Origin of the sequence: Chelatococcus sp. GCM10030263, assembly GCF_042666455.1 — a bacterium.
GTDB lineage: Bacteria > Pseudomonadota > Alphaproteobacteria > Rhizobiales > Beijerinckiaceae > Chelatococcus.
Genome location: NZ_JBHTDB010000002.1, coordinates 981998 through 1007146, shown reverse-complemented (window position 1 = coordinate 1007146; position 25149 = coordinate 981998). Strand labels below are relative to the sequence as shown.

The window sequence follows — 25149 nt, the reverse complement described above, 5'->3', positions numbered from 1 at the left end:
TGGCGACTGGACCGTCTCCTGCGCGCTCGTCACCCAGAACGGCGCGCCGGGCAAGGTCTGCGTGCTCGCCCAGCAGCAGACCACCGGCCAGTCCGGCCAGCGTGTGCTGGCGGTGGAGCTGCGGCCGCGCGAGCAGACCGTGGAGGGCACGCTGGTGCTGCCCTTCGGGCTCGACCTCGACAAGGGGGTTGCCTTGCAGGTCGACGACGGCCCGGCGCTCACCCCCTTGCGCTTCCGCACTTGCCTCCCCGGCGGCTGCATCGTCGACCTCGCCTTCGATGCCAAGACCCTGCCGCTCCTGCGCAAGGGCTCCAGCCTGAAGATCAAGACAATCGCCGACCGCGGCAAGGAAACCCAGCTCGCCGTCTCCCTCAAAGGCTTCCCCAGCGCCCTCGACAGAACCACCGCGCTTTTGAAGTAAGGGAGCCCTCAGCCGAAGAAATGCGCGAAAGGTTGAGGCCGCTCGACAGACGATCCTTTGAGGTCTGACTGAGTCATTGTACCTGGCGTCAAATTGCGTGCCGGCCCGGTGGGCGCCGTCAAGGGCATCCGACATGCGCAGCGAGCGACGGACCTCGCCTTTGCCGAGGATCGGCCGCAGGTCGTCCGGCACGCGGACGCGCAGCCCGTCGACACTCACGCGAAGCTGGAGACGTTCAGGCCAAAGGCGCGTCAGGTCGCGATGGCGATGTCGCCATCAGCACGGAGACCTCGCAGCCGCAGACTTGGAAATGGAATTGGATCTGGATGATTGGTGGAGCCAGGCGGAATCGAACCGCCGACCTCTTGAATGCCATTCAAGCGCTCTCCCAACTGAGCTATGGCCCCACTCATCCGTCAGCCGTTTGGGGGCGGCTGCGTCCGGGCCGCCAAATCAGCGGCCCGTGTCTATAATCACGTCCGAAGAGCTTTCTCAAGTCTCTTCATCATCGGCAATGTCGCCATCGATGAGATCGCTCACATCGTCGTCGGATTCCTCGTCCTCCGCCAGGAAGGTCTCGTCCTCTTCGATGTCGTCCTCGATCTCGATGTCCTCGTCGCCGGGCAGGACCTTCGTGGCGTCGGCCTCGTCCGCCTCGTCGAGAGACACGAGTTCGACAGCCTCGCTCGCCGGGGCGACGTCCTCTTCGTCCTCCGCCGGCGCCCGCCCGCCAGCGGCCTTCGCCTGAGGCTCGAACATCGAGCGGGGAAACGACTCGCCGGTATAAGGCGAGACGATAGGATCCTTATTCAAGTCGTAGAATTTGCGGCCTGTGGTCGGGCAGACGCGCTTGGTGCCGAGTTCGGGTTTCGCCACGGTATCGCACTCTCGCCGAAAGGGGTGAGCGCTCCCGTTAGTCGTGGCTCCGCGGCCTGTCAAATCGAAATCGCAGTCGGCGGGCAGATTCTCCGCCCCAACCGAAGGCTTTGCCGCGCCTGCGGCCCTGGGGTGACGGTCACCTGCGCCCGTGATAGGCAGATCCGGCCCGCGCCCGACGCGCGCAATCCATTGACCTATCGCTGAATCGGTGCCGCCCGTGTCGTCCCATTCGAACCCATCTCCGCTCGCTGCCCGCCGCTCCGCCGGGCTCAACGGCCGCATCGCCATTCCCGGCGACAAGTCGATTTCGCATCGCGCGCTGATCTTCGGCCTGCTCAGCGTCGGGGAGACGCGTATCACCGGGCTCCTCGAAGGCGAGGACGTGCTGCGCACGGCAGCCGCCGTGCGGGCGCTCGGCGCCTCCGTCGTGCAGACCGGGCCGGGCGCCTGGACGGTTCACGGCGTGGGTGTCGGGGGGCTGGTCGAGCCGTCCGAAATGCTCGATTTCGGCAATGCCGGCACCGGATCGCGGCTGATGATGGGGGTGGCCGGGTCACATCCGATCACCACCACCTTCGACGGCGACGCCTCCCTACGCAAAAGGCCCATGCGCCGCATCCTCGATCCGCTCGTCGCCATGGGCACGACGGTCGTCGCAGAGGCGGAAGGGGGCCGCTGCCCTATCACCCTGCGGGGGCCGGCGGAGATGGTCCCGATCACTTATGAGACGCCGGTGCCTTCGGCGCAGATCAAATCCGCGGTGCTGCTCGCCGGCCTCAACGCGCCCGGCGAGACGACCGTCATCGAGCAGGAAGCCTCGCGCGACCATACCGAGCGCATGCTGCGCCATTTCGGCGCAGAGGTCACCGTGGAGCCGGCCGGCAGCCACGGCCGGCGCATCACGCTGCGCGGCCAGCCGGAGCTTCGGGCAGCGCCGGTCGCCGTTCCCGCCGACCCCTCGTCCGCCGCCTTCCCCCTGGTCGCGGCGCTCATCGCACCCGGCTCGGACATCGTGCTCGAGGGGGTAATGACCAATCCGCTACGCACGGGCCTCCTGACGACCCTGATGGAGATGGGGGCCGACGTGAGGCTCCTCGACCGGCGGTCGGCCGGCGGCGAGGAGGTTGCCGATCTCCACGTGCGCTATGGGTCGCTCAAGGGCGTCGACGTGCCGGCCGAGCGTGCGCCCTCGATGATCGACGAATATCCCATTCTCGCCGTCGCAGCCGCCTTCGCCGCGGGCGCGACGCGCATGCGCGGGCTGGGCGAGCTGCGTGTGAAGGAATCGGATCGCCTGGCAGCTGTCGCCGACGGGCTCACTGCGGCCGGCGTGGTCAATCGCATCGAAGGCGACGACCTCATCGTCGAGGGCACGGGCGGCCAGGGAACCGGCCGGGTGCGCGGGGGCGGCACGGCTGCGACCCATCTCGACCACCGCATCGCCATGTCCTTCCTCGTCCTCGGGCTGGGCGCCGCCGAGGGCATGGGGATCGACGACGCGGCGATGATCGCGACGAGCTTCCCCACTTTCGTGCCGTTGATGCGGCAACTCGGGGCGGATATCGGGTGAGCGCCATGATCCTGGCGATCGACGGGCCGGCGGCTTCCGGCAAGGGCACCCTGGGCAAACGGCTCGCAGCACATTTCGGCCTTCCCCATCTCGACACCGGGCTTCTCTACCGCGCCGTGGCGCTCTCCCTGCTGGAGGCCGGACAGGATCTCACCGACGAGGCCGCCGCCAGGCGTGCAGCCGAAGGACTGACCGCGACGGCGCTGGACGACGACCGTCTGCGCGGGCGTGCAATGGGCGAAGCTGCTTCCGTGGTCGCCGCGCTGCCGCCGGTGCGTGCCGCGCTCGTTGAATTTCAGCGCTCATTTGCCGCATCCCCGGGCGGGGCGGTGCTCGACGGGCGCGACATCGGCACCGTGATCTGTCCCGAAGCAGATGTGAAGCTGTTCGTTACCGCGAGCCCCGAGGAGCGCGCCAGGCGACGGGCACGCGAATTGACGATGCGGGGCGAGGCGGCTGACGAGGCGCAAATTCTCGCCGACATCCGGACACGCGACGCGCGCGACAGCTCGCGTGCGACGGCCCCACTCCTGCCGGCGCCGGATGCGCGGCTTCTCGACACATCGAATCTCACGGTCGACGAAGTCTTCGCCGCCGCGCTTGCGCTCATCGCAGCGGCGAGGGGCCAGCACACAAGCCCGTGATCACGTGCGTGGAACCTGTTGGCGCTCCCTGGTGTTGATGGCAAGCTGACTCTTTCGCCTCAACACAACCTCGGGGGCGGGTATGACACGCGTGGAAGCAGTGCTGCGGCTAGGCAGCGTGTTGGTGGCGGGCTGTCTGGTGACCCTCGCGGGCGCGTTCTTGCCCCCGGCGGCTTTCGGCGCAGAGCAGGAGGTGGACCTCGCTCTGGTTCTCGCCGTCGATATTTCCTACTCGATGGACGAGGACGAACAGAAGCTGCAGCGGCAGGGCTATGTCGACGCCATGCGCTCGCGCGAGGTCTTGGAGGCGATCAGCAAGGGCCCCATCGGCCGCATCGCCGTGACCTATGTGGAATGGGCCGGCCAACGCAGCCAGGATGTGATCGTGCCCTGGACCGTCATCGAGGGGCCGGAGAGCGCCGATGCCTTCGTCGAAAAGCTCTCGGCAGCGCCGATCCGCCGGGCCTTCCGCACATCGATTTCGGGGGGCATCGATTTTTCCGCCGCGCTCTTTCCCAAGAGCGGGGTGAAAGCCATACGGCGCGTCATCGACGTATCGGGCGACGGGCCGAACAACGAGGGCCGCGCGGTGACCGACGCCCGCGATGAGGCGATCGCCCAGGGCATCACCATCAATGGATTGCCCATCCTCCTGAAGCGGCCCGGCTATGCAGACATCACCGACCTCGACACCTATTACCGTAACTGTGTGATCGGCGGCGTCGGCGCTTTCATGGTCCAGGTGCGTGACGCCAATCAGTTTGCGGACGTCATTCGCACCAAGATCGTGACCGAAATCGCCGATCTCGGCGGCGCGCCACGCCAGCGCTACGGCTGGTCTGAGATGCCCGAGGAAACCACCGACCCGCTCATCCTGCTCGCGCGCATGAACGGCGACCGCGGGCCTTTGCGCCTGACCCAAGCGCAGCCACGGCCCGATCCTCTGCAGCAGGCGCCACGCCACGCCACATGCATGGTCGGCGAGCGCATGTGGAAACAGCGCATGGGAAATTGACGGCGGAACGTCCGCTGCCGTCAGCTCCGAATCGGCTCGACAGGGATATTGTCGATCAAGCGCGTGCGGCCGAGATAGGCGGCGACCAGGAGGCGGCCGGGCCGGTCCGCCCTCTCAAGAGGCGCGAGTGTCTCGGCATTGCGAAACTCGAGATATTGCACCGGCGCGAAACCTGCTGCTGCAAGTTCGGCCGTGCCGGCCGCGAGAAGCGGGCCTGCGCCTTCGCCCGCCGTGAGCCGCTCGGCGATGTTGCGCAGCACCGCGACGAGGCGGGGCGCCTCCTGCCGTTCGGCCGGCGTGAGATAAGCGTTGCGCGAGGACAGGGCGAGGCCGTCAGCCTCCCTGACCGTCGGCACGCCGACGATCGCGACGGGAATGTCGAGGTCGCGCGCCATGCGCTCGATGACCTTGAGCTGCTGGTAGTCTTTTTCACCAAAAAGCGCGACGTCCGGCAGCGCCTGCAGCAGGAGCTTGGCGACGACCGTCGCCACACCCGCGAAATGGCCGGGCCGGAAGGCGCCGCATAGTCCCTCGCTGACGCCAGCCACCGTCACGGTCGTTGAAAAGCCCGCCGGATACATCGCCTCGACGCTCGGGAGGAAGACGGCATCCGCCCCGGCTTCGATGAGCCTGGCGAGGTCCCGCTCGGTATCGCGCGGATAGCGTGTGAAATCTTCATTCGGCCCGAACTGCGTCGGATTGACGAAGATCGAGACGATCACCCTCTGCGCATGCCGGCGCGCCACGCTCACGAGCTGAAGATGCCCGGCGTGGAGCGCGCCCATGGTCGGCACCAGCGCCACCTTGTCGCCAGCGGCACGGCAGTCCCGAACGAAAGCGCGCAACGCCTCGACCGTGGGAAGGCTCGCGAGCGTCATCACCGGCCCTTCGCCTGGGCACCGAAGCAATGCTCCTCGGCAGGAAAGCGACCGTCCCTCACCTCCTCGGCATAGCGGGCGACCGCCTCGCCGATGACAGCCCCCAGCTCCGCATAACGCTTCACGAATTTCGGCGTGAACTCGCCATAGAGGCCGAGAATATCGTCGGTGACGAGGATCTGGCCCTGGCAGGCCGGCGAGGCGCCGATGCCGATCACCGGGGCTGAGAGCTCCGTCGCAATGATGCGCGCGACCGGCTCGACCGTCCCTTCGAGCACGACGGCGAAGGCGCCGGCCCGAGCGATGGCATCGGCATCGCGCCGGATCTGGACAGCGGCAGCCTCATCCCGTCCCTGCACGCGGAAGCCGCCGTGGCTGTGCACCGACTGGGGCATCAAGCCCACATGGCCGAGAACTGGAATGCCACGGTCCACCAGGAAGGCGACGGTATCGGCCATCTCCACGCCGCCCTCGACCTTCACGCCCGTGCAGCCGGTCTCCGCCATGATGCGCGCGGCATTGCGGAAGGCGATCTCGCGCGATTCCTGGTAGCTGCCGAAGGGCATGTCGACAATGACGCAGGCACGCGATGCGCCGCGCACCACCGCCCGGCCATGGGCGATCATCATGTCGAGCGTGACGCCCAGCGTCGAATCCATGCCGTAGAGCACCATCCCGAGCGAATCGCCGACCAGAATCAGGTCGCAATGGGCGTCGATCAGTTTGGCGACCGGCATGGAATAGGCCGTCAGCGCCACGATCGAGCCGGCGGTGCGGCGCTGGTTGATGTCCCGCGTCGTGATGCGTCGGTCGCGGCTTGCAACGCTCATGGTCGCCTCCTCGCATGGTCGTCCTTTGCGCCGCTCTTACAGCAAATCGCGCGGATGTTCGCTATTTCTTGCTGCAACGCCGCACGGCAGACGAAAAGCAGCTTTGCAGGGCCGCAGCGACCGGAATTACATCCCGCGCGGCTTGGCGCGCGTGGTCGGGGGCGCTTCCAGCGGGTTCTCCGGCCAGGGGTGCTTGGGGTAGCGCCCGCGCATGGCGCTGCGCACCTCGCCCCAGGAGCCGCGCCAGAAGCCCGGCAGGTCGCGGGTAACCTGGATAGGCCGGTGCGCCGGCGAGAGCAGCTCCAGCACCAGCGGCACACGGCCGCCGGCGAGCGCCGGGTGCCTGTCGAGCCCGAAGAGTTCCTGCACGCGCACGGCGATGGACGGCTCCTCGCCACTGTAATCGACGGGAATGCGCGAGCCGGTCGGCATCTCCACATGGGTGGGCGCCTCGGCATCGAGCCGCCGCTGCAGCTCCCAGGGAACGAGCGCCTTCAGCGCCTGGTCGAGCACATCGGCGGTGACCGCGCCGAGCCCCGCCCTGCCGAGGAGATAGGGCGCGAGCCAGGCCTCGACGTCGCGCGCCAGCGCTTCGTCCGAGACATCGGGCCACTCCGCGTCCTCTGCCTGGCCCTCGGCCCGGCGCAGGAACAGGACGCGCTCGCGCCACTGCGCCTGCGCTTTCGACCAGGGCAACCCCGCGATGCCCAACCCGGCGATGCCGCGCGCCAGCACGACGGCGGTGGCCTCATCAGCCGGCACCGGCAGCGGCCGCTCGGCGAGCGCGACGGCACCGAGCCGCGTGACCTCGCGCGCTCTCAGCGCCCGCGCCGCGGCGTCGAAGGTGACCTCCCGCGCCGTCGTGATGCGCGCGCCGGCGACGGCGCGAATGTCCTCGATCGTCAGCGGCGCCGCGAGCAGGATGCGCGCGGTGGCGCCGCCGCCGGCGATCTCGGCGACCGCGAGGAACGGTGCGCGGGCGAGCCCGTCGGCTGCATCGAGGGCCGCGGCGCGGCCATTGGCCATCAGGAACTCGCCGGGCTTGCCGCGCGCCTTGGCGATACGGTCCGGAAAGGCGAGCGCGATGAGCGCCCCCGGATCCGCCGCCCACGCGCCTTTGCCGTGCCCGCCGGCGGCCTTGGCCCAGCCTTCGGCGAGCCGGCGCATGTCGCGGGCGCGCGGCGCGGGATCGCGCCGGAAGCGCGCGAGCCGCTCGGCGGCATCCGTGCCGTCGCCGCCAAGACCGCGCTCCACCATGAGGGCCGCGAGATCCGCGGCCGTGCCCGCCGCGCCCTGCTCGGCGGCCGCCAGCACCATGCGCGCGAGCCTGGGCGGCAATGGCAGGGCTTGCAGGCGCCGGCCAGTGTCGGTGAGGCGCCCGTCGGCATCGAGCGCGTCGAGATCGGTGAGGAGGCGTCGCGCCTCGGTGAGTGCCGGTTTCGGCGGCGGATCGAGGAAGGCGAGGCGCTCCGGCTCGGCGACGCCCCAGGCGGCGGAAGCGATGAGGAGCGGCGCGAGATCGGCGGTCAAGATCTCCGGCTTGGCGTAGGGCTGCAGGGCGCCGGTGCCGGCCTCCTCCCACAGCCGGTAGCAGACGCCGGGCTCGGTGCGGCCGGCACGGCCGCGGCGCTGGTCGGCGGCGGCGCGCGACACGCGCACGGTCTCCAGCCGCGTGAGGCCGATGTCCGGCTCGTAGCGTGGCACGCGGGCAAGCCCGGAATCGATCACCACCCGCACGCCCTCGATCGTCAGCGACGTCTCAGCGATCGAGGTGGCGAGCACCACTTTTCGCCGCCCGGGCGCGGCGGGCTTCACCGCCTTGTCCTGCGCGGCACGCTCCATCGCACCGTAGAGCGGCGCGAGTTCCACGGCGGGATCGCCGATGCGCTCGGCGAGCCGCATCTCGACGCGGCGGATTTCGCCCTGGCCGGGGAGAAAAACGAGGATGGAACCGGGCTCGGCGGCGAGCGCGCGCATGACCGCGTCGGCAACCTCGTCCTCGATGCGCCGGCCCGGATCGCGGCCGAGATAGCGCGTCTCGACGGGATAGGCGCGGCCCTCGCTCTCGATCACCGGCGCATCGCCGAGAAGACGCGCGACGCGCGCGCCGTCGAGGGTGGCGGACATGACGAGGAGGCGCAGATCCGGCCGGAGGCCCGCCTGCGCATCGAGCGCCAGCGCCAGCCCGAAATCGGCGTCGAGCGAGCGCTCATGGAATTCGTCGAACAGCACGGCGGCGATGCCGGAAAGCTCGGGATCATCGAGGATCATGCGCGTGAAGACGCCCTCGGTGACCACCTCGAGGCGCGTCTTGGGGCCGATCTTCGAGCCGAGCCGGACGCGCAGGCCGACCGTCTCGCCGAGCTCCTCGCGAAGCGTCTCGGCCATGCGCAGGGCAGCGCCACGGGCGGCGAGCCGGCGCGGTTCGAGCAGGATGATGCGCCGCCCCTCGACCCAAGGCTCGCCGAGCAGGACGAGCGGCACGCGCGTCGTCTTGCCGGCGCCGGGCGGGGCGACCAGCACGGCATTCGGCCCGCCGCGCAAATGCGTCGTCAGGGCCGGCAAGGCCTCGTCGATGGGGAGGGCTGGGGAAAGCATGCGTTCGGCGACGCTCATGGCCGTTCGGATTACCGGAGCGCGCGCCGACGCGCCAGCCCCACACGCTCCGCCATTGCTCACTACCCGGCAAGGCCCTAGCCTCGGCAAGGCATTGCCCGGTGGAGGCTCTCATGGCCGATCTCGCGCTCCATTCCTTCACTGCGCTCGACAAGGTGCAGGACACCGAGACTTATATCGCCGCGCTCACCCAATTCGACGCCATCGCGCAGATGCAAGAGCTGAAGGCGATCGAGCGGGCGCAGGTCGCGCCCGGTGCGACCGTGCTCGATGTGGGCTGCGGCTTCGGCCTGGAGACCCTGCGCTTTGCGGCCGCCGGCCACCCGGTCACCGGCCTCGACAAGAGCGCCGATTTCATTGCCGAGGCGAGGCGCCGCGCGGCCGCGCAGGGGCTCGCCGCCGCATTCGCCGTCGCCGATGCCGACGCCCTGCCCTATCCCGCGGCCTCCTTCGACCATGTACGCGCCGAGCGCGTGCTGATCTATCTGGAGGAGCCCGAGCGGGCCGTCGCCGAGATGCGGCGCGTCGCCCGGCCGGGCGCGACGCTTTCCTTCATCGAGCCTGATTTCGGCAGCCTCGACGTCAATCTCGCCGACCGGGGCGTGGTGCGCCGCGCGATGGCCTATGAGGCCGACACCGCAGTTGCCCAGAGCGCCCTGCCCGGCCGGCTCGCCGGCTTCCTCGCCGATCTCGGGCTCGAGGTCGAGATCGCGACCCGGGTTGTCATCTTCCCGCAGGATCTCGCGGCGGCCTATTTTTCGGCCATCGGCCGGCATGCGGCGCGCGACGGCGCGTTGACGGCCGCCGAAGGCGAGGCCTGGGCGGCCGAGGTGGCGACGCTCCACGCCCGCGGCCGGCTCTTCGGCACCATCGGGTATTTTTTGTCTTTGGGGCGGGTGTGAGGGGGGCTCTTCACAGGAGCTCCGGCATCCCAACTCCCCCGGCGTCATCCGCGGGCTCGTCCCGCGGATCCCGATCGGAGCGTGCCAGGTTCGTACGGCATGTTCTCCCAGTTCCTACGTGTTGTCTATCATACGCCAAATAGGCTTCTGTTTACAGGTCCGCTGTATACAAGGCGGCTTTCTTCACCTGCGCCGATTATGGATAGCGGTCGATCATTACCTTTATCGCAAAACATGATACGATCTCTTGTGATTATTACTGAACGATCGTTTGAGGGCCAAACACCTTCGATCCTTACAACACCGGGTCGCAGCACAGTCAAATCGAAAAGAGTAATGAACCCATCGCTTGCAAAGGCCGGCTCTTCTAATCTCACTTGTTCAAGTGTCCAGCTAGGGATGTAAGACGCCAAAGACGGAACCCTTACTAAGACACGTCCTGCGCGAAGGCAAACACGGACATCTGGGTCTCGCTTCATTCGCACATGATTCTCAATAACTCGGAGAATTTCGCTTCCATTTAGATCCAAAAAATGCGACGTGAGATGCAGTATCTCCCCGTCGATAACCTTAAATTTCAGCCTGTTTGCTTCAGATAATTCGAATACGGCCAACCTATCGCTCGTCGTTGCTATACTAATCGATCCGGTAATCAGTTTAATATCTCGTGAAGGCTCAATGTATATATGAGAATTCCTAAACGCTCCCTCTCTAAGTATTCCCTTCCAGGAGTATAGCTCATCATCGGTGATAGTTAATCTTCCGTGGTGAATGGCGTCGTGACAAGAGGGACACACGGCGATCATCTCGGCGGACTCATGGCTCTTATAGACGGCCCAGTGCTTTATGTGATGCAGGTGCACTCGCCAGTTTGCACACCCCGGGTTTGCACATTTTCCGCCCGCATGGCGAATTAGAACCCGTTTTTGCGCAGCTTTTACTTTCCTCTGCCGTTTAATCATAGACTCTACTCAAGTACACTCACCCATCCATCTTCAGCGCGGCAATAAACGCCTCCTGCGGGATCTCGACCTTGCCGAACTGGCGCATGCGCTTCTTGCCCTCCTTCTGCTTGTCGAGGAGCTTGCGCTTGCGGGTGATGTCGCCGCCGTAGCATTTCGCCGTCACGTCCTTGCGCAGCGCCCGCACCGTCTCGCGGGCGATGATCTTGCCGCCGATCGCCGCCTGGATCGGGATGACGAAGAGGTGCTGCGGGATGAGGTCCTTCAATTTCTCGCACATGGCGCGACCCCGCATCTCGGCGCGGCCGCGGTGCACCAGCATGGAGAGCGCATCGACCGGCTCGGCATTGACGAGGATCGACATCTTCACGAGATCGCCGGGGCGATAGCCGGTGATCTGGTAATCGAAAGAGGCATAGCCCTTGGAGATGGACTTCAGCCGGTCGTAGAAGTCGAACACCACCTCGTTGAGCGGCAGGTCGTAGATGACCATGGCGCGCTTGCCGACATAGTTGAGATCGACCTGCTCGCCGCGCCGGTCTTGGCAGAGCTTCAGGACGGCGCCGAGATAGTCGTCCGGCGTCAGGATCGTGGCGCGGATCCAGGGCTCCTCGATCTCGTCGATCTTCATCACATCCGGCATGTCGGCCGGGTTGTGCAGTTCCATGTTCGAGCCGTCGGCCATCTTCAGGCGGTAGATGACCGAGGGCGCGGTGGAGATGAGATCGAGGTTGAACTCGCGCTCCAGCCGTTCCTGGATGATCTCGAGATGGAGCAGTCCGAGAAACCCGCAGCGGAAGCCGAAGCCGAGCGCAGCGGACGTTTCCATCTCGTAGGAAAAGCTCGCGTCGTTGAGCCGGAGCCTCCCCATGGCGGCGCGCAGCGCCTCGAAATCGGCGGCATCGACGGGAAAGAGCCCGCAGAACACCACCGGCTGCACGGGCTTGAAGCCGGGCAGCGCCGCGGCGGTCGGGCGCTTCGCCTCGGTGATGGTGTCGCCGACGGCGGTGTCGGCCACCTCCTTGATGGAGCCCGTGAGGAAGCCGACCTCGCCGGGGCCGAGCTCGGCCACATCCACCATCTTCGGGCGGAATACGCCGATCTTGTCGACGCCGTGGGTGGCGTCGGTGCCCATCATCGTGATGGACATGCCCTTCTTCAGCACGCCGTCGACGATGCGCACGAGCACGACGACGCCGAGATAGGCGTCGTACCAGGAATCGACGAGCAGCGCCTTGAGCGGCGCGTTGCGGTCGCCTTTCGGCGGCGGCAGGCGCGTGACGATCGCCTCGAGCACGTCCGCGATGCCGAGGCCTGTCTTGGCCGAGATCGGGATGGCGTCGGAGGCATCGAGGCCGATGACCTCCTCGATCTGCTCCTTCACGCGGTCGGGCTCGGCGGCGGGCAGGTCGATCTTGTTCAAGACCGGCACGATCTCGTGGCCGGCGTCGATCGCCTGATAGACATTGGCGAGCGTCTGCGCCTCCACCCCTTGCGAGGCATCGACCACGAGCAGCGAGCCCTCGCAGGCCGCGAGCGAGCGCGAGACCTCATAGGCGAAGTCCACATGCCCGGGCGTGTCCATGAGGTTCAGGATATAGGTCTTGCCGTCCTTGGCCGGATATTCCAGCCGCACGGTCTGGGCCTTGATGGTGATGCCGCGCTCGCGCTCGATATCCATCGAGTCGAGCACCTGCTCGGTCATCTCGCGGTCCGTCAGCGCCCCCGTCGTCTGGATGAGACGGTCGGCAAGCGTCGACTTGCCATGGTCGATATGGGCGACGATGGAAAAGTTGCGGATGTGGTCGATGGGTTGCTCGCTCATGCGCGGGAGATAGCAGCGCCGAGGCGCCGCGCCAAGCGGCTGGCGCTGGAAAGTCTCCGTGAGCGCTCGTGCGGCGCCGGCCCCGCTGCCGCAACTTTGGGCTCGGCTGGAGCGCGCCTCTCGCGCACCATGCGGGGACAGAGTCGCGAACTCTACGTGCCGAAGGCGATAAACGACCCAAAACGACCGAGCCCATGACGACCCAGCCCATGACGACCCAGCCCATCACAATCGCAACGCTCACCGCCGCCGAAGCCGAGGCGGCGCTCGATCAGCTCGCCGACATTCTCGTCAATGCGGTGGCGCATGGCGCCTCCGTCAATTTCCTCGCGGGCTTCACGGCGGAGGAGGCCCGGCGCTTCTGGCGCGGGCAGCTGCCGGGCATCGCCGCCGGCGAGCGGATCCTGATCGTGGCGGCGGATGGGGCGCAGCTCGTCGGCACGGTCATCGTCAGCTTCGCGCCGCAGCCCAATGCGCCGCACCGGGCGGAGATCGGCAAGATGCTCGTCCATTCCGCCTATCGCCGGCGGGGCCTCGGCGCGCGGCTCCTGGCGGCGGCAGAGGCGGCAGCGCGCGACGCAGGCCGCAGCCTTCTCATGCTCGACACCCAGAGCGGCAGCGACGGCGAGCGGCTTTATCGCCGCTGCGGCTGGACAAAAGTGGGCGAAATTCCCGATCATTCGCTGACGCCCAACGGCCGGCTTGCACCGACGAGCCTTTATTACAAGAAAGTCTAGAATGGTTGCGATCCGCGTGGCGACGGAAGCCGATCTCGGCGATATCCTCGCCATCTACAACGACGCCGTCCTCACCACGACGGCAATCTGGAACGAAACGCCGGCCGATCTCGAAAGCCGGCGCGCGATACTCGCCGACCGTCGCGCCAAGGGCTATCCCTTCCTGGTCGCGGAGGCGGAGGGGCGCGTCGTCGGCTATGCCTCCTTCGGCGACTTTCGCCTCTTCGAGGGTTACCGCCACACGGTCGAACACTCGGTCTATGTCGCCGCCGACCAGCGCGGCCGCGGCATCGCCAAATCGCTGATGCCGCCGCTGATCGATGCGGCGCGCGATCTCGGCAAGCATGTCATGGTCGCCGGCATCGAGGCGGGCAATGCCCCGTCCATCCGCCTGCACGAACATTTCGGCTTTGAAACGGTCGGCCATATGCGCGAGGTCGGCACCAAATTCGGCCGCTGGCTCGACCTCGTCCTGATGCAGAAGATCCTGTGAGGCGCGCTCAGCTGCGGCGCTTTTCCAGAATCGAGGAGACGAGCTTCGCCGTGTAGTCGACCATCGGCACGATGCGCGCGTAGTTCAGCCGCGTCGGGCCGATCACGCCGACGACGCCGACGATGCGCTGCGAGCCGTCGCGGAACGGGGCGGCGATCATCGAGGAACCGGAGAGCGAGAACAGCTTGTTCTCCGAGCCGATATAGATGCGCACGCCCTCCCCCTCCTCGGCGCGGGAGAGGAGATCGATGACGTCCTTCTGCGTCTCCAGGTCATCGAACAACAGGCGGATGCGTTCGAGGTCCTCGACGGCCTTCAGGTCCTCCAGCAGATTGGCCTGGCCGCGGACGATGAGCTGCCGGCTCTCCGCGGGGCCGACGGTGGTCGCGAGCCCCGCCTCGATCAGCCGGGCGGTAATGGCGTCGAGCTCGCGCTCCATCGCCTCGCGCACCGTCTGGATCTCGAGCTTGGCCTCGGCCAGCGTCTGGCCGCGGATGCGGGCGTTGAGAAAATTGCCGGCCTCGGTGAGCGCTGCAGTCGGCAGGCCGGCCGGTAGATCGAGCACACGGTTCTCCACCGAGCCGTCTTCCGCCACCATCACGACGAGCGCCTTGGACGGATCGAGCCGCACGAACTCGATATGTTTGAGGCGTGCGTCCTTCTTCGTCGTGACGACGACGCCGGCGCCGCGCGAGAGGCCAGAGAGCGCCGACATGGTCTGGGCAAGTGCCGCGTCGAGGGAATGCTCGCCGCCATGGGCCTTGAGCTGCGCCTCGATGCTGGCGCGATCGTCCGCCGCGAGATCGCCAATTTCAAGCAGCGCATCGACGAAGAAGCGCAGGCCGCGCTCCGTCGGCAGGCGCCCGGCGCTCGTATGCGGCGAGTAGATGAGGCCCGCCTGCTCCAGATCCGCCATGACATTGCGCACCGAGGCCGGTGACAGCGTCATGGGGATGATGCGCGAGAGGTTGCGCGAGCCGACCGGCTCGCCCGTGGCGAGATAGCTTTCGACGATCTGCTTGAAAATCTCGCGGGAGCGCTCGTTGATGTCGACGAGCACGCCCTTGCCTTCGGCCTCCGCATTCGTCAGAGGCGGGCTGATCGGTGCGCTCATGGGCATCCTGACCTTCCATTGACGACGGGCCGAGCCCGTCTACCGCCTAGATTATGTGGACGCTGAGAGCGCGAACACAAGCACTTCCGTCCTTCTATCCACGCAGGGCGCCTCACCTTGCACCAAAGAGGCCTTGCTTCTAGAAGCAGGAACCGGCGGGCGTTGCCCGCCCACCAGTGGGAGAAGAATGCATGCGGCCCTCCAAACGCGCGCCCGACGAGATGCGCAAGGTCACCCTGGAGCGGGCCGTCGCGCGCTATGCCGAGGGCTCCTGCCTCGTCAAATTCGGCGATACGCAGGTGTTGTGCACCGCCTCGCTCGAAGACCGGCCGCCCGCCTGGCTGCGCGGCACCGGCAAGGGCTGGGTGACGGCGGAATATGCCATGCTGCCGCGTGCCACCCTGGAACGGACCCGGCGCGAAGTGACAGCCGGCAAGCCTTCCGGCCGCACGCAGGAGATCCAGCGGCTCATCGGCCGATCGCTCCGGGCGGTGGTCGACCTCGGGATGCTCGGCGAGCGGCAGATCACCGTCGATTGCGACGTGTTGCAGGCGGATGGCGGCACGCGCACCGCCGCGATCACCGGGGCCTGGGTTGCGCTGCACGACTGCATCGCCTGGATGCGCGCCCGCTCGATCATCACAAGCAATCCGCTGAAGGACCACGTCGCCGCCATCTCCTGCGGCATCTACCAGGGCACGCCGGTGCTCGACCTCGATTATCCGGAGGACTCGGCGGCGGAGACCGATGCGAATTTCGTGGTCACCGGCTCGGGTGGGCTCGTGGAGGTACAAGGCACGGCGGAAGGCAAACCCTTCTCGGAGGAGGAACTCCTTGCCCTGCTCAAGCTTGCGAAAACCGGCGTGACGAAGCTGGTCGATCTGCAGAAGATGGCGGTGATGTGAGGCGATCGACCATGAGCCGCCCTATCACCTCGCCGCTCGTCATCGCCACGCATAATCCCGGCAAGCTCCGCGAGATGCGCGAGCTCCTCGCGCCCTTCGGCATCGAGGCCAGATCGGCCGGCGAACTCGGACTGCCCGAGCCGGAGGAAACCGGCACGACTTTCGCCGAGAATGCCGCGATCAAGGCGCGGGCGGCGGCCGAGGCGACCGGCTTGCCGGCCTTCGCCGACGATTCGGGGCTCTGCGTCCATGCGCTCGACGGCGCGCCCGGCATCTTTTCCGCCCGTTGGGCCGGGCCGACGAAAAACTTTTCGGGGGCCATGGCGCGGATCGCGGGCGAGCTCGACCGGCGCGGCATAACGGAGGCCGACCGGCGCGCGCATTTCGTCTCCGCTCTCGTGGTTGCCTGGCCGGACGGGCACGAGGAGCTGTTCGAGGGCCGCGTCTTCGGCCGGCTCGTGCCGCCGCGCGGCAGCCTCGGCTTCGGCTACGACCCGATCTTCCAGCCCGACGGGCACGACCGCACCTTCGGCGAGATGCCGAGCGAGGAAAAGCACGGCCTCACCGACACCCCCCTCTCCCACCGGGCGCGTGCCTTCGCGGCGCTCGCCGCCCAGTGCCTGCGGCGCGGCTGAGGCTTGCGCCGCGCCTCGCTTCGCGGCAAACGAAGTGCATGAACCATCCGACAGCAGACGCCGGCTTCGGTGTTTACGTGCACTGGCCGTTCTGCGCCTCCAAATGCCCCTATTGCGACTTCAACAGCCATGTCCGCCATACGCCGGTGGACGAGGCCCGCTTTGTCGCCGCCTTTGCCGCCGAGATCGCGCATCGCGCCGAAATGACCGGGAAGCGGCAGGTCACCTCCATCTTCTTCGGCGGCGGCACCCCCTCGCTGATGAAGCCCGCGACCGTCGGGGCGATCCTCGAGGCAATCGGCCGGCATTGGAGCGTCGCCGCGGATGTCGAGGTGACGCTCGAGGCCAACCCGACGAGCGTCGAAGCAGAGCGCTTCCGCGGTTATCGGGCCGCCGGCATCAACCGCGTGTCGCTCGGCGTGCAGGCCATGAACGACACCGACCTGAAGGCGCTCGGCCGCCGTCACACGGCAGCGGAGGCGATGGCCGCGGTCACCGTGGCGGCGACGCATTTCGAGCGCTTTTCCTTCGATCTCATTTACGCACGGCCGCAGCAGACGCCTGCTGCCTGGGCGGCAGAGCTCACGACGGCGATCGCCCATGCGGCCGAGCACCTGTCGCTCTACCAGCTCACCATCGAGCCGGACACCTTCTTCTTCAAGCTCCATGCCGCCGGCAAGCTCGTCGTGCCGGATGCCGATACGGCCCGCGCCCTCTATGACGTGACGCAGGAGGTCTGCGCGGCGCATGGCCTGCCGGCCTATGAAATTTCCAACCATGCGCAGCGCGGCGCCGAATGCCGGCACAATCTCGTCTACTGGCGCTACGGCGAATATGCCGGGGTTGGTCCGGGCGCCCATGGACGGCTCGTCACCGGCCAGGGACGCCTCGCCATGGCAACGGAGCGCTCCCCGGAAACCTGGCTTGAGCTCGTCGAGCGGCGCGGCCACGCGCTCGTCGATGTCGAGCTGCTGTCGGCCGAAGCGGAGGGCGACGAGTACCTGCTCATGGGTCTCCGGCTCGGCGAGGGCATCGATCCCGACCGCTTTGCCGCGCTGGCGGGCCGGCCGCTCGATCCGGCGCGTGTCGCCATGCTCCTCGATGAAGGCCTGATCGAGCGCCGCTTCGACGGCCGGCTCGGCGTCACGCCTTCAGGCTTCCCGGTGCTCGATGCCGTCGTCGCCGATTTGGCGGCTTGACCCTCACCGGTCATCCTGGAAGGCGAGCGAAGCGAGGCTCTCCGGGATCCAGAGTCGATACGGGTTCTCGATAGCAGCAGCACTCCATGCGCTCAGCATCGGACAGTTATCGGTTCTGGATCCCGGGCTCGATCCTCCGGATCGTCCCGGGACGACGAGCCCGTCAGCTCTCCGGCTTCAGCTCACGTGGGGCCGGGCTGATCGTCACGGCTGCATTATTGCGGATTTCGAGCACGGACAGGGCCCGCTCATTGGTGCCGTTCGACAGGAAGCGAAAGACGCCGTCCACCCCGGCAAAGCCCGAGGGATTAGTTAGAACCTTCTCGCTGAAGCGCTGGGAGCCCTGGGTGCGCACCAGTGCGGCAGCGAGCGACACGGCATCGAAGCCGAGCGAGGCGATGCGGGTCGGCTGGGAGCCGAAGCGGGTCGTGTAACGCTCCGCGAAAGCGTTGAACCCGGCAATATCGGGGGCGGCGAACCAGCCGCCCTGCAAGGCCGGTTGCGCGAGCACCTGCGGGTCGTTCCAGACGCCCGTCCCGATGAGCTTGACCTTGGAGCCGTTGGCGCCGGCGGCTTGCAGCGCCTGGGCAGCGGCCCCGACACCGGTTCCGCCGTCCGGTAGGAAGATCGTATCGACCTGCGGATTGGGGCCGGAGGCGAGTGCTGCGACCCGCTGAGCGCCCTGGCGCATGCGCACCACGTCGGAAGGATAGGCCTCGACGATGCCGACCTGCGCGCCACGCGCGGCCGCGGCGGTGCGGAAAGCGCCTTCGGCCAGCCGGCCATAGGGGGTGTCGGGCACGAAAGCGGCGAAGGACCGGCGCTTCTGCTGCACCGAGAAGCTCACGATGCGGTTGACTTCCGTTTCCGGCATGAAGCTCAGCAGATAGATGCCGCGCGAGGCCACATTCGCATCGGTGGAGAAAGCGATCACCGGCTTGCCGGCCGCCTTGGCGACTGCGCCGGCGGCCTGGACCTCGGCGGCGAAGAGCGGGCCGATGATCAGTTCCGCCCCCTCTGCGAGGGCGGCTTGAGCTGCCGCGCGCGCGCCCTCGGCCGTGCCGCGGCTGTCCTTGACGAGAATGGTCATGTCGGGATTGTTGAACTCGCTATAGGCGAGTTCAGCCGCGTTGCGCAGCGCCTGTGCCGCCACACCGCCCTGGCCGGAGGCGGACAAGGGGAGCAGAAGCGCCACCTTCACCGAACCCTGGCCGATCGTAGAGCCGGGAACCGTTCCGGTGATCGCAGCGGGGCCGGAATCATCCGTGCCGAGCACGCCGTTCAGCCCTCCGGAACAGGCGCCGAGGAAGGCGCAGACCAGAAAGGCCACACCTGCGGCCCAAGCGCCGCCTGTGCCGCCGGTGGAGAATGTCCGCGAGAGGCGCGGGGCGAAGATGTGTGTCAGGGCGCGCAAAACAGCCAAATCCTTGAACATCCCCTTCATCGGCCTATTCTCGGCACAGTCATTGGCGTGAACTGTGACGGGACCATAAAAGCTATCTTTGGCGAATCACTCAAGTTCGCATTCAAGATTAGACGCCTTCTCCCCCTCATGCAGCGACATGCGGCCGGTTCGCCACGGCCACACCATTGCGAACGGGCGAGACGACGTTCCATCCGGAGACAGAACGATGAACGGCGAGCGACCCGTCCGCCTACAGCAGGGACCACGCCTGCGGCCGAACCCGGCCCGCTACACCGCTTTCGGCTTGGCGGCGGAAGCGGAGGCCCTGGCGCCGGGTCTGCATCTCGTGGCCACGCCGATCGGCAATCTCAAGGACATCTCCTTCCGGGCGCTCGGCACGCTGGCGGCTGCTGCCGCCGTTCTTGCCGAGGATACCCGCGTCACAAAGACGCTTCTAGCGCATTACGGCATTTCCACACCGCTCATCCCCTATCATGAACATAATGCGGCGCAGATGCGGCCGCAGCTGATGGAGCGGCTTCAGGCGGGCGAGGCGCTGGCCCTCGTGTCCGATGCCGGCACGCCGCTCGTATCCGACCCCGGCTACAAGCTCGTCGCGGCAGCACTCGAAGCCGGTGTTCCCGTCACCAGCGTGCCCGGCCCGTCGGCGGTGCTCGCAGCGCTCATCGTCTCGGGCCTGCCGAGCGACCGCTTCTTCTTCGAGGGGTTCCTGCCGCAGAAGAGCGCCGGCCGGCGCAGCCGGCTCGCCGCGCTCGCGGCGGTGCCGGGCAGCCTCGTCTTCTTCGAATCGCCCCACCGGGTCGCCGCCATGCTCGCCGACGCCGCCCATATCCTGGGCCCGCGGCCGGCGGCGGTGGCGCGGGAACTGACGAAGCTCTTCGAGACGGTAAGACGGGGCTCCCTCACCGAGCTCGCCGAAGCCTACGCCGGGGAAGGCCCGCCGAAGGGCGAAATCGTGGTGGTCATCGGCCCGCCGGACGCGGATGCACGCGACAGCGCGGCCGATCTCGACGAACGGCTCGAAACGGCGCTGAAACTTCATTCCGTCAAGGATGCGGCGGCCGTCGTTGCGGCCGACACCGGTCTGCCCAAGCGCGAAGTCTATGCGCGCGCGCTCGCCCTCACCGCCAAGCATCGGGACGAGACGTGAAGCGCGAGCGCGCGCTCAACCGGGTGACGTCCCATGCGCGCGGCCTCCGGGCCGAGCGGTTCGCAGCCCTCATCCTGATGCTCAAGGGCTACCGCGTGCTCGACCGCCGCTATGCGGCGCTCGGCGGCGAGATCGATCTCATCGCCCGGCGCGGGCGGACGATCGTCTTCGTGGAGGTGAAAGCCCGGAGCCAGCTCGACGCTGCGCGCACGGCGATTTCCGCCGACAAGGGCCGGCGGCTCGCCCGCGCGGCGCGGCATTGGCTTGCCCATAATGCCTGGGCCATGGGCATGACGCTGCGATGCGATGCCGTTTTCGTAGCACCGCGCCGGCTGCCGCGCCATCTGGTCGCCGTGATGCCGCTGGCCATTGATTAGGCGTGCCACTCGGCACTTGCCTTGTGCGCCTCCCGCGCGCATGGAGTCGACAGCAAGGAATGAAGCAAGGAACGAGCCCATGAGCCGGACACGCCTCACGGTCGCGGTGCAGATGGACCCCATCGAGCGCATCAATATTGCCGGCGACACGACCTTCGCGCTGCTGCTGGAAGCCAAGGCGCGCGGCCATGAGCTCTTCTATTACACGCCCGACCGGCTGACGATGACGGGGGGCTCCGTCAGCGCCGCCATGCAGACGCTCGATGTGCGCGACATCCTCGGCGACTATTTCACGCTCGGCGAGACGACACGCCGGGCGCTCGCCGATGTCGATGTAGTGCTCCTGCGCCAGGATCCGCCCTTCGACATGGCTTATATCACCTCGACGCATCTGCTGGAGCGGGTGCATCCGAAGACGCTCGTGGTCAACGACCCGGCCTCCGTGCGCAACGCGCCGGAGAAGCTCTTCGTGACCGAGTTCCCCGAGCTCATGCCGGCGACCCTGATCACCCGCGACAAGGCGGAGATCGAAGACTTCCGCCGCGAGCACGGCGAAGTGGTGATGAAGCCGCTGCACGGCCACGGCGGCGCCGCCGTCTTCCGCATCGGCGTGCCCGATGCCAATTTCGGCTCGCTCTACGATCTCTTCGCCGCGACCTTCCGCGAACAATGGGTGGTGCAGAAATTCCTGCCGGCGGTGTCGCGGGGCGATAAGCGTATCCTTCTCGTCGACGGCGAGCCGCTCGGCGCCATCAACCGCGTGCCGGCCGACAACGACATCCGCTCCAACATGGTGCGCGGCGGCGCGGCGGCGGCAACGGAGCTCACGGAGCGCGAACGCGAGATCTGCGCGACGATCGGTCCGGCGCTCAAAGAGCGCGGGCTTATCCTCGTCGGCATCGATGTGATCGACGGCTATCTCACCGAGATCAATGTGACCTCGCCCACCGGCATCCGCGCGGTGAAGCGGCTCGGCGGGCCCGATCTTGCCATCTCCGTCTGGGACGCGATCGAGCGGAAAATCGGTTAGAGCAAGTCCGCCTGTTGCGGCCTTGCTCCGTTTAAAAATGGACGAGCAAATTTACCGGCTTGGATGGTATCGAATGATTCCATTCAAGCCGGATTTGCTCTCGTGGCGCTCTACTTCACCAGCGATACGCATTTCACCGATCCGCGCGTGCTGCGGATCGACCGGCGGCCCTTTGCCACGCTCGCCGCCCATGACGAGGCGCTCATCGCCCGCTGGAACGACGTGGTCGGGCCGAAGGACGACATTTGGCATCTCGGCGATTTCGCGCTCGGCGGACCGGAGCGGATCGCCGACCTGCTCGGCCAGCTCAATGGCACGAAGCACTTGATCATCGGCAATAACGACCCGCCGGCGACCGTGGCGGCGAGCGGGTGGTCCAGCGTGCAGCATTATGCCGAGATGACCATCGGCGGGCAGCTCTTCGTGATCTGCCATTACCCGTTCCGCACCTGGAACAAGATGGGGCAGAAGTCGATCGATCTGCACGGCCATTCGCACGGCAGGCTGAAGCCGATGCCCCGGCAATACGACCTCGGCGTCGATGCCTGGGACTACCGGCCGGTGACGCTCGATGAGGTGCTCGCCAAGCGGCGGTCATAGCATGAGCGACACACTTGGACCTCACCCGCGGGCGGGAGCCGCCGGCGCGGGTGTCTTCGGCTCGTAGCGGCAGAGATCGCGGATGAGGCAGCGCCAGCATTCCGGCTTGCGCGCTTTGCAGACATAGCGGCCATGCAGGATCAGCCAATGGTGGGCATGGCGGCGATAATCGTCCGGCACGATGGCCTCAAGGCCGAGCTCCACCTCGAGCGGGTTCTTGCCAATGGCGAGCGGGATGCGATTCGAGACGCGGAAAAGATGGGTGTCCACGGCGATGGTGGGCTCGCCGAAAGCGATGTTCATGACCACATTCGCCGTCTTGCGGCCGACGCCGGGCAAGGTTTCGAGCGCCGCGCGCGACGGTGGCACGGCGCCGCCGAATGTGTCGATCAGCTGTCGCGACAGCGCGATGACATTCTTGGCCTTGGCGCGGTAGAGACCGATGGTCTTGATATAATCGCGCAGCCGCTCCTCGCCGAGATCGAGCATCTTCTCAGGGCTGTCGGCGAGGGCGAAGAGCGCGCGCGTCGCCTTGTTGACGCCGACATCGGTCGCCTGGGCCGAGAGCACGACTGCCACAAGCAGCGTGTAGGGGTTGCGATATTCAAGCTCGCCCTTGGGCTCGGGATTGGCCGCGTGAAAGCGTCGAAAGATCTCCGCCACCACGTCCCGATCGATTCGCGGCCGACGCGACGACTTGCCGCCGGGTCGCTTCGTTTTGCCGGATTTTTGATTCTCGCCCAGCGCCATCCGGCGCTTATAATTAGAGACTATGAGCGTCGACAAGCCTGTCCACGACGATAACGGCGGGTCGGTCCCGGCCGCCGGGAATGTCGACGCGTCCGAGCGGCCGGTCTTTGCGGTGATCATCACGCCGCATCGCTCGCTCGGGCGAGAGGCTTTCCGGCTGGTGATGACCCTCATCTGCATCGCCAGCATCGTTTCGAGCCTGCCCTTCGTCATCATGGGCGCCTGGCCGGTCGCCGGCTTCTTCGGGCTCGATCTTCTCGCCATCTATATCGCCTTCCGGGTCAATTTCGCCCGGGCGCGCTCCTTCGAGGAAGTCGTTCTGACGCCGATCGAGCTCTTGCTGCGCAAGGTCAGTCATCGCGGCCAGACGAGCGAGTGGCGCTTCAACCCGCTTTGGACGCGGCTCGAGCGGGAGGTGCATCATGAATTCGGCGTGCAGCGGCTGGCGCTCGTCTCACGTGGCCAGAGCGTCACCGTGGGCCATGTGCTCAATGCCGACGAGAAGGCGCGCTTCGGCGATGCGCTCGGGCGGGCGCTCGCCGAAGTGAAGCGCGGATGATGACGACGCTCCGCTGTGTCAGCCGGCGAGGAAATCCCAGGGCTCAACCCTGCCGAAGAAATCGGGGCTCACCAGCGCCGCTGCATCCTTCACGGCCAGATCTTCGGGCGTGCAATGCCGGACGATATGCGGTCGTTCATCCGCGGAACGATGGCATTCGGCAGGCGCCCGAAAGAACTCCTTCAAGCGATTGAATACGCCCTCATAGGCTTGATAAGTTACGATCAATTCGAAACTACTTTCTCTCGGCCAATGATCTCGTTGTTTCGCGGCGCGGGCCCAGGCGCCGACCGGAGGCTCGCGGGCCAGTGACCGGCCCTCGGCGCGGTGAGGCCCCTCCAGTCTCCCAGCTAGAGACTTATGGGCTCGTCAACCGGCGGGGGAACACTTCCGGCGATACCGACAGTCGTGACGGCGAGGGCAGGTTCTGCGGCCGTCATGCTCGTGTCGGGCGGGATGGCTTCGTCCGCGTGGGTTGGCGCCCTGCAACCGTCGGGGCATTTCATGGCGAGCTGCGGCAGAAGGCAGTCTATCAGAAGCTTCATACGCAACTTGACCGCCTCAGCTTCACCCCACGTAATGGCTTCAGCCGCCGAGGAGAATGTGGCTGGTGGAGGCCCAGCGGCGAAATCCACCTGGTACAAGGATCCGAGCACTTTCTCGCTTCCCTTCAGCGTGCAAATCAACTCGTGCACGCTGTCATCGGATAGACGACCGCCATGATCCGATACATGACTTTTGATTTTCTGCAGCGTGTCTTTTACGATTTCTACGTTGAATTTTTCTGTATTCATCATATTGCTTCCCGATGAGACAAATTATTCCCTTGCAAGGACGTATTCTATTCGTCTCTCGACGAGCAAAGGACTTCGACTGGCATCACTCGCAAGGCAGGTGGCATTGTCGGACGGGCGAACGCGCGAGACCTTGGCGTCGCGAAGGAGCAGCAAATCGGCCATGAGCAGCTGGACGACATGAAGCGGCCGCCGAGGAGCCTGCTGGGGCTCTATCCGACGACCTCGTCTGCGGGCGCGGCGTTGTTTCCAACGACAGCGACCTCGACCACCGGCGCAAACCGGGCCAACTCCTCAGCAGCAGGCGTCAGTTGGGCTCCCGCGACCGTGTCATCGGTGGAGGCTTGCGGACTGCAGCCATCGTCCGACATTTTGGCGAGCTTCGCCAAGAGACTGCTCAGGACCAGCTTCAGATGGGGCTTGGCCGCCTCCTCCGCATTGCCTTGCGTTGCCTCCTCGGCAGAACCAGCTTTCATCGTTTCGCTCAGCCCAGATAAGTTATCATAAGTTTCCTGCAGTTCTTTCTCGCGCTCCTTCAACGAGCACAACAATGCTCTTATTCCCTCATTTGAAATCACCCCCCCAGTTCGGTTAATATAGTCTTTCATGTTTTCAGAAACAATTTCATTACCATTCAACCGAACCATTTCCGATTTCATAAAAACCTCTCGTGATCCTTCTAGTCGCAGGTCATCGGTTATATCTTGCGTATATCAGCAGCAACGGGCTTGGGCTTGCAATCCAGGCCGATCAACTCGCATTCTTGGACGGAAGTCGATCATAAGGACTGCCATCTAAGAACCACGACGCTCTCCACCGACGGCGGCGGGAACTGACT

General features: G+C 66.5%; 26 protein-coding genes, 1 tRNA gene and 1 pseudogene. 15 read left to right on the top strand and 13 right to left on the bottom strand.

The window, feature by feature from the left end:
- The coding region (locus ACFQU1_RS04620; RefSeq protein ID WP_378129682.1) for an invasion associated locus B family protein at positions 1-421 on the top strand (421 nt) is incomplete at its 5' end.
- A 108-nt stretch (positions 422-529) separates the two neighbouring features.
- On the opposite strand, the pseudogene ACFQU1_RS04615 reads toward ACFQU1_RS04620, so the two are convergent.
- From ACFQU1_RS04615 to ACFQU1_RS04605, 3 genes and pseudogenes are all read right to left on the bottom strand, one after another.
- Positions 530-613 (bottom strand): annotated as a pseudogene (locus ACFQU1_RS04615) (hypothetical protein); the annotation flags it as partial.
- Between the two features lie 139 nt (positions 614-752).
- Positions 753-828 (bottom strand) — tRNA-Ala (locus ACFQU1_RS04610).
- A gap of 85 nt (positions 829-913) precedes the next feature.
- On the bottom strand, positions 914-1297 hold the full coding sequence (locus ACFQU1_RS04605; RefSeq protein ID WP_378129680.1) for a TIGR02300 family protein: 384 nt from the start codon (positions 1295-1297) through the stop codon (positions 914-916).
- A 220-nt stretch (positions 1298-1517) separates the two neighbouring features.
- On the opposite strand from ACFQU1_RS04605, the gene aroA reads away from it, so the two are divergent.
- The 3 genes from aroA to ACFQU1_RS04590 all read left to right on the top strand — a co-directional run bounded on the left by aroA (position 1518) and on the right by ACFQU1_RS04590 (position 4529).
- Entirely contained in the window at positions 1518-2870 is a 1353-nt protein-coding gene (aroA, locus tag ACFQU1_RS04600) for a 3-phosphoshikimate 1-carboxyvinyltransferase (RefSeq protein WP_378129678.1), read from the top strand.
- A 5-nt stretch (positions 2871-2875) separates the two neighbouring features.
- Positions 2876-3514, top strand: coding sequence for a (d)CMP kinase (cmk, locus tag ACFQU1_RS04595; protein WP_378129780.1), 639 nt, complete (start codon positions 2876-2878; stop codon positions 3512-3514).
- A gap of 82 nt (positions 3515-3596) precedes the next feature.
- Positions 3597-4529, top strand: a complete 933-nt coding sequence (locus ACFQU1_RS04590; RefSeq protein ID WP_378129676.1) for a DUF1194 domain-containing protein — start codon at positions 3597-3599, stop codon at positions 4527-4529.
- Positions 4530-4549: 20 nt separating this feature from the next.
- On the opposite strand, the gene panC is transcribed toward ACFQU1_RS04590, so the two are convergent.
- The 3 genes from panC to hrpB all read right to left on the bottom strand — a co-directional run bounded on the left by panC (position 4550) and on the right by hrpB (position 8853).
- A complete protein-coding gene (gene panC, locus ACFQU1_RS04585; protein WP_378129674.1) occupies positions 4550-5407 on the bottom strand; it encodes a pantoate--beta-alanine ligase in 858 nt (285 codons plus the stop codon).
- On the bottom strand, positions 5407-6237 hold the full coding sequence (gene panB / locus ACFQU1_RS04580; protein WP_378129672.1) for a 3-methyl-2-oxobutanoate hydroxymethyltransferase: 831 nt from the start codon (positions 6235-6237) through the stop codon (positions 5407-5409). The genes panC and panB overlap by 1 nt, the downstream gene beginning before the upstream one ends.
- Positions 6238-6363: 126 nt before the next feature.
- Positions 6364-8853 carry an ATP-dependent helicase HrpB gene (hrpB, locus tag ACFQU1_RS04575; RefSeq protein WP_378129670.1) on the bottom strand — a complete coding sequence of 830 codons (2490 nt, stop codon included), beginning with the start codon at positions 8851-8853 and terminating at the stop codon, positions 6364-6366.
- 113 nt (positions 8854-8966) lie between these two features.
- On the opposite strand from hrpB, the gene ACFQU1_RS04570 reads away from it, so the two are divergent.
- Positions 8967-9755 (top strand): methyltransferase domain-containing protein, encoded by a 789-nt coding sequence (locus ACFQU1_RS04570; RefSeq protein ID WP_378129668.1) that lies wholly within the window; start codon positions 8967-8969, stop codon positions 9753-9755.
- Between the two features lie 981 nt (positions 9756-10736).
- On the opposite strand, the gene lepA is transcribed toward ACFQU1_RS04570, so the two are convergent.
- On the bottom strand, positions 10737-12542 hold the full coding sequence (gene lepA, locus ACFQU1_RS04565) for a translation elongation factor 4 (protein ID WP_378129666.1): 1806 nt from the start codon (positions 12540-12542) through the stop codon (positions 10737-10739).
- Between the two features lie 194 nt (positions 12543-12736).
- Between lepA and ACFQU1_RS04560 the strand changes: the two genes are divergently transcribed.
- Both ACFQU1_RS04560 and ACFQU1_RS04555 read left to right on the top strand, forming a co-directional pair.
- Entirely contained in the window at positions 12737-13279 is a 543-nt protein-coding gene (locus tag ACFQU1_RS04560; RefSeq protein WP_378129664.1) for a GNAT family N-acetyltransferase, read from the top strand.
- Between the two features lies 1 nt (position 13280).
- Complete coding sequence (locus ACFQU1_RS04555; protein WP_378129661.1) at positions 13281-13772, top strand: GNAT family N-acetyltransferase; 492 nt, start codon at positions 13281-13283, stop codon at positions 13770-13772.
- A gap of 7 nt (positions 13773-13779) precedes the next feature.
- On the opposite strand, the gene hrcA is transcribed toward ACFQU1_RS04555, so the two are convergent.
- A complete protein-coding gene (gene hrcA / locus ACFQU1_RS04550; RefSeq protein ID WP_378129659.1) occupies positions 13780-14886 on the bottom strand; it encodes a heat-inducible transcriptional repressor HrcA in 1107 nt (368 codons plus the stop codon).
- 191 nt (positions 14887-15077) lie between these two features.
- On the opposite strand from hrcA, the gene rph reads away from it, so the two are divergent.
- From rph to hemW, 3 genes are read left to right on the top strand one after another with little or no spacing between them, the layout of a single operon-like run.
- A complete protein-coding gene (gene rph, locus ACFQU1_RS04545) occupies positions 15078-15791 on the top strand; it encodes a ribonuclease PH (protein WP_378129657.1) in 714 nt (237 codons plus the stop codon).
- An 11-nt stretch (positions 15792-15802) separates the two neighbouring features.
- Positions 15803-16426: an RdgB/HAM1 family non-canonical purine NTP pyrophosphatase gene (rdgB, locus tag ACFQU1_RS04540; RefSeq protein ID WP_378129655.1), complete on the top strand. Its 624-nt coding sequence runs from the start codon at positions 15803-15805 to the stop codon at positions 16424-16426.
- A gap of 38 nt (positions 16427-16464) precedes the next feature.
- Positions 16465-17625 carry a radical SAM family heme chaperone HemW gene (gene hemW / locus ACFQU1_RS04535; protein ID WP_378129653.1) on the top strand — a complete coding sequence of 387 codons (1161 nt, stop codon included), beginning with the start codon at positions 16465-16467 and terminating at the stop codon, positions 17623-17625.
- A gap of 163 nt (positions 17626-17788) precedes the next feature.
- On the opposite strand, the gene ACFQU1_RS04530 is transcribed toward hemW, so the two are convergent.
- Positions 17789-19039 (bottom strand): penicillin-binding protein activator, encoded by a 1251-nt coding sequence (locus tag ACFQU1_RS04530; protein ID WP_378129651.1) that lies wholly within the window; start codon positions 19037-19039, stop codon positions 17789-17791.
- Between the two features lie 217 nt (positions 19040-19256).
- On the opposite strand from ACFQU1_RS04530, the gene rsmI reads away from it, so the two are divergent.
- The 4 genes from rsmI to ACFQU1_RS04510 all read left to right on the top strand — a co-directional run bounded on the left by rsmI (position 19257) and on the right by ACFQU1_RS04510 (position 22208).
- Positions 19257-20201: a 16S rRNA (cytidine(1402)-2'-O)-methyltransferase gene (gene rsmI / locus ACFQU1_RS04525; RefSeq protein WP_378129649.1), complete on the top strand. Its 945-nt coding sequence runs from the start codon at positions 19257-19259 to the stop codon at positions 20199-20201.
- Entirely contained in the window at positions 20198-20578 is a 381-nt protein-coding gene (locus ACFQU1_RS04520; protein ID WP_378129647.1) for a YraN family protein, read from the top strand. Before rsmI ends, ACFQU1_RS04520 begins: the two co-directional genes overlap by 4 nt.
- Before the next feature lie 79 nt (positions 20579-20657).
- Positions 20658-21608 carry a glutathione synthase gene (gene gshB / locus ACFQU1_RS04515; protein WP_378129645.1) on the top strand — a complete coding sequence of 317 codons (951 nt, stop codon included), beginning with the start codon at positions 20658-20660 and terminating at the stop codon, positions 21606-21608.
- A gap of 102 nt (positions 21609-21710) precedes the next feature.
- Positions 21711-22208, top strand: a complete 498-nt coding sequence (locus ACFQU1_RS04510) for a metallophosphoesterase family protein (RefSeq protein WP_378129643.1) — start codon at positions 21711-21713, stop codon at positions 22206-22208.
- A 21-nt stretch (positions 22209-22229) separates the two neighbouring features.
- On the opposite strand, the gene nth is transcribed toward ACFQU1_RS04510, so the two are convergent.
- Positions 22230-22958: an endonuclease III gene (gene nth / locus ACFQU1_RS04505; RefSeq protein WP_378129641.1), complete on the bottom strand. Its 729-nt coding sequence runs from the start codon at positions 22956-22958 to the stop codon at positions 22230-22232.
- Between the two features lie 22 nt (positions 22959-22980).
- On the opposite strand from nth, the gene ACFQU1_RS04500 reads away from it, so the two are divergent.
- A complete protein-coding gene (locus ACFQU1_RS04500; protein ID WP_378129639.1) occupies positions 22981-23517 on the top strand; it encodes a DUF2244 domain-containing protein in 537 nt (178 codons plus the stop codon).
- A gap of 18 nt (positions 23518-23535) precedes the next feature.
- Here ACFQU1_RS04500 and ACFQU1_RS04495 read toward each other — a convergent pair whose 3' ends face one another.
- The 3 genes from ACFQU1_RS04495 to ACFQU1_RS04485 form a co-directional block, all read right to left on the bottom strand.
- Positions 23536-23745: a hypothetical protein gene (locus tag ACFQU1_RS04495; RefSeq protein ID WP_378129637.1), complete on the bottom strand. Its 210-nt coding sequence runs from the start codon at positions 23743-23745 to the stop codon at positions 23536-23538.
- Positions 23746-23867: 122 nt separating this feature from the next.
- Complete coding sequence (locus ACFQU1_RS04490; RefSeq protein ID WP_378129635.1) at positions 23868-24314, bottom strand: hypothetical protein; 447 nt, start codon at positions 24312-24314, stop codon at positions 23868-23870.
- Positions 24315-24523: 209 nt separating this feature from the next.
- On the bottom strand, positions 24524-24970 hold the full coding sequence (locus ACFQU1_RS04485; protein ID WP_378129633.1) for a hypothetical protein: 447 nt from the start codon (positions 24968-24970) through the stop codon (positions 24524-24526).
- Between the last annotated feature and the right edge of the window lie 179 nt (positions 24971-25149).

What these genes read in the sequence shown, in the direction of transcription:
- cmk (WP_378129780.1), top strand. Translation starts at nt 2,876, where the DNA reads ATGATCCTGGCGATCGACGGGCCGGCGGCTTCCGGCAAGGGCACCCTG.
- ACFQU1_RS04590 (WP_378129676.1), top strand. Translation starts at nt 3,597, where the DNA reads ATGACACGCGTGGAAGCAGTGCTGCGGCTAGGCAGCGTGTTGGTGGCG.
- panC (WP_378129674.1), bottom strand. Translation starts at nt 5,407, where the DNA reads ATGACGCTCGCGAGCCTTCCCACGGTCGAGGCGTTGCGCGCTTTCGTT.
- panB (WP_378129672.1), bottom strand. Translation starts at nt 6,237, where the DNA reads ATGAGCGTTGCAAGCCGCGACCGACGCATCACGACGCGGGACATCAAC.
- hrpB (WP_378129670.1), bottom strand. Translation starts at nt 8,853, where the DNA reads ATGAGCGTCGCCGAACGCATGCTTTCCCCAGCCCTCCCCATCGACGAG.
- ACFQU1_RS04570 (WP_378129668.1), top strand. Translation starts at nt 8,967, where the DNA reads ATGGCCGATCTCGCGCTCCATTCCTTCACTGCGCTCGACAAGGTGCAG.
- lepA (WP_378129666.1), bottom strand. Translation starts at nt 12,542, where the DNA reads ATGAGCGAGCAACCCATCGACCACATCCGCAACTTTTCCATCGTCGCC.
- ACFQU1_RS04560 (WP_378129664.1), top strand. Translation starts at nt 12,737, where the DNA reads ATGACGACCCAGCCCATGACGACCCAGCCCATCACAATCGCAACGCTC.
- ACFQU1_RS04555 (WP_378129661.1), top strand. Translation starts at nt 13,281, where the DNA reads ATGGTTGCGATCCGCGTGGCGACGGAAGCCGATCTCGGCGATATCCTC.
- hrcA (WP_378129659.1), bottom strand. Translation starts at nt 14,886, where the DNA reads ATGAGCGCACCGATCAGCCCGCCTCTGACGAATGCGGAGGCCGAAGGC.
- rph (WP_378129657.1), top strand. Translation starts at nt 15,078, where the DNA reads ATGCGGCCCTCCAAACGCGCGCCCGACGAGATGCGCAAGGTCACCCTG.
- rdgB (WP_378129655.1), top strand. Translation starts at nt 15,803, where the DNA reads ATGAGCCGCCCTATCACCTCGCCGCTCGTCATCGCCACGCATAATCCC.
- hemW (WP_378129653.1), top strand. Translation starts at nt 16,465, where the DNA reads ATGAACCATCCGACAGCAGACGCCGGCTTCGGTGTTTACGTGCACTGG.
- rsmI (WP_378129649.1), top strand. Translation starts at nt 19,257, where the DNA reads ATGAACGGCGAGCGACCCGTCCGCCTACAGCAGGGACCACGCCTGCGG.
- gshB (WP_378129645.1), top strand. Translation starts at nt 20,658, where the DNA reads ATGAGCCGGACACGCCTCACGGTCGCGGTGCAGATGGACCCCATCGAG.
- nth (WP_378129641.1), bottom strand. Translation starts at nt 22,958, where the DNA reads ATGGCGCTGGGCGAGAATCAAAAATCCGGCAAAACGAAGCGACCCGGC.
- ACFQU1_RS04500 (WP_378129639.1), top strand. Translation starts at nt 22,981, where the DNA reads ATGAGCGTCGACAAGCCTGTCCACGACGATAACGGCGGGTCGGTCCCG.
- ACFQU1_RS04490 (WP_378129635.1), bottom strand. Translation starts at nt 24,314, where the DNA reads ATGATGAATACAGAAAAATTCAACGTAGAAATCGTAAAAGACACGCTG.
- ACFQU1_RS04485 (WP_378129633.1), bottom strand. Translation starts at nt 24,970, where the DNA reads ATGAAATCGGAAATGGTTCGGTTGAATGGTAATGAAATTGTTTCTGAA.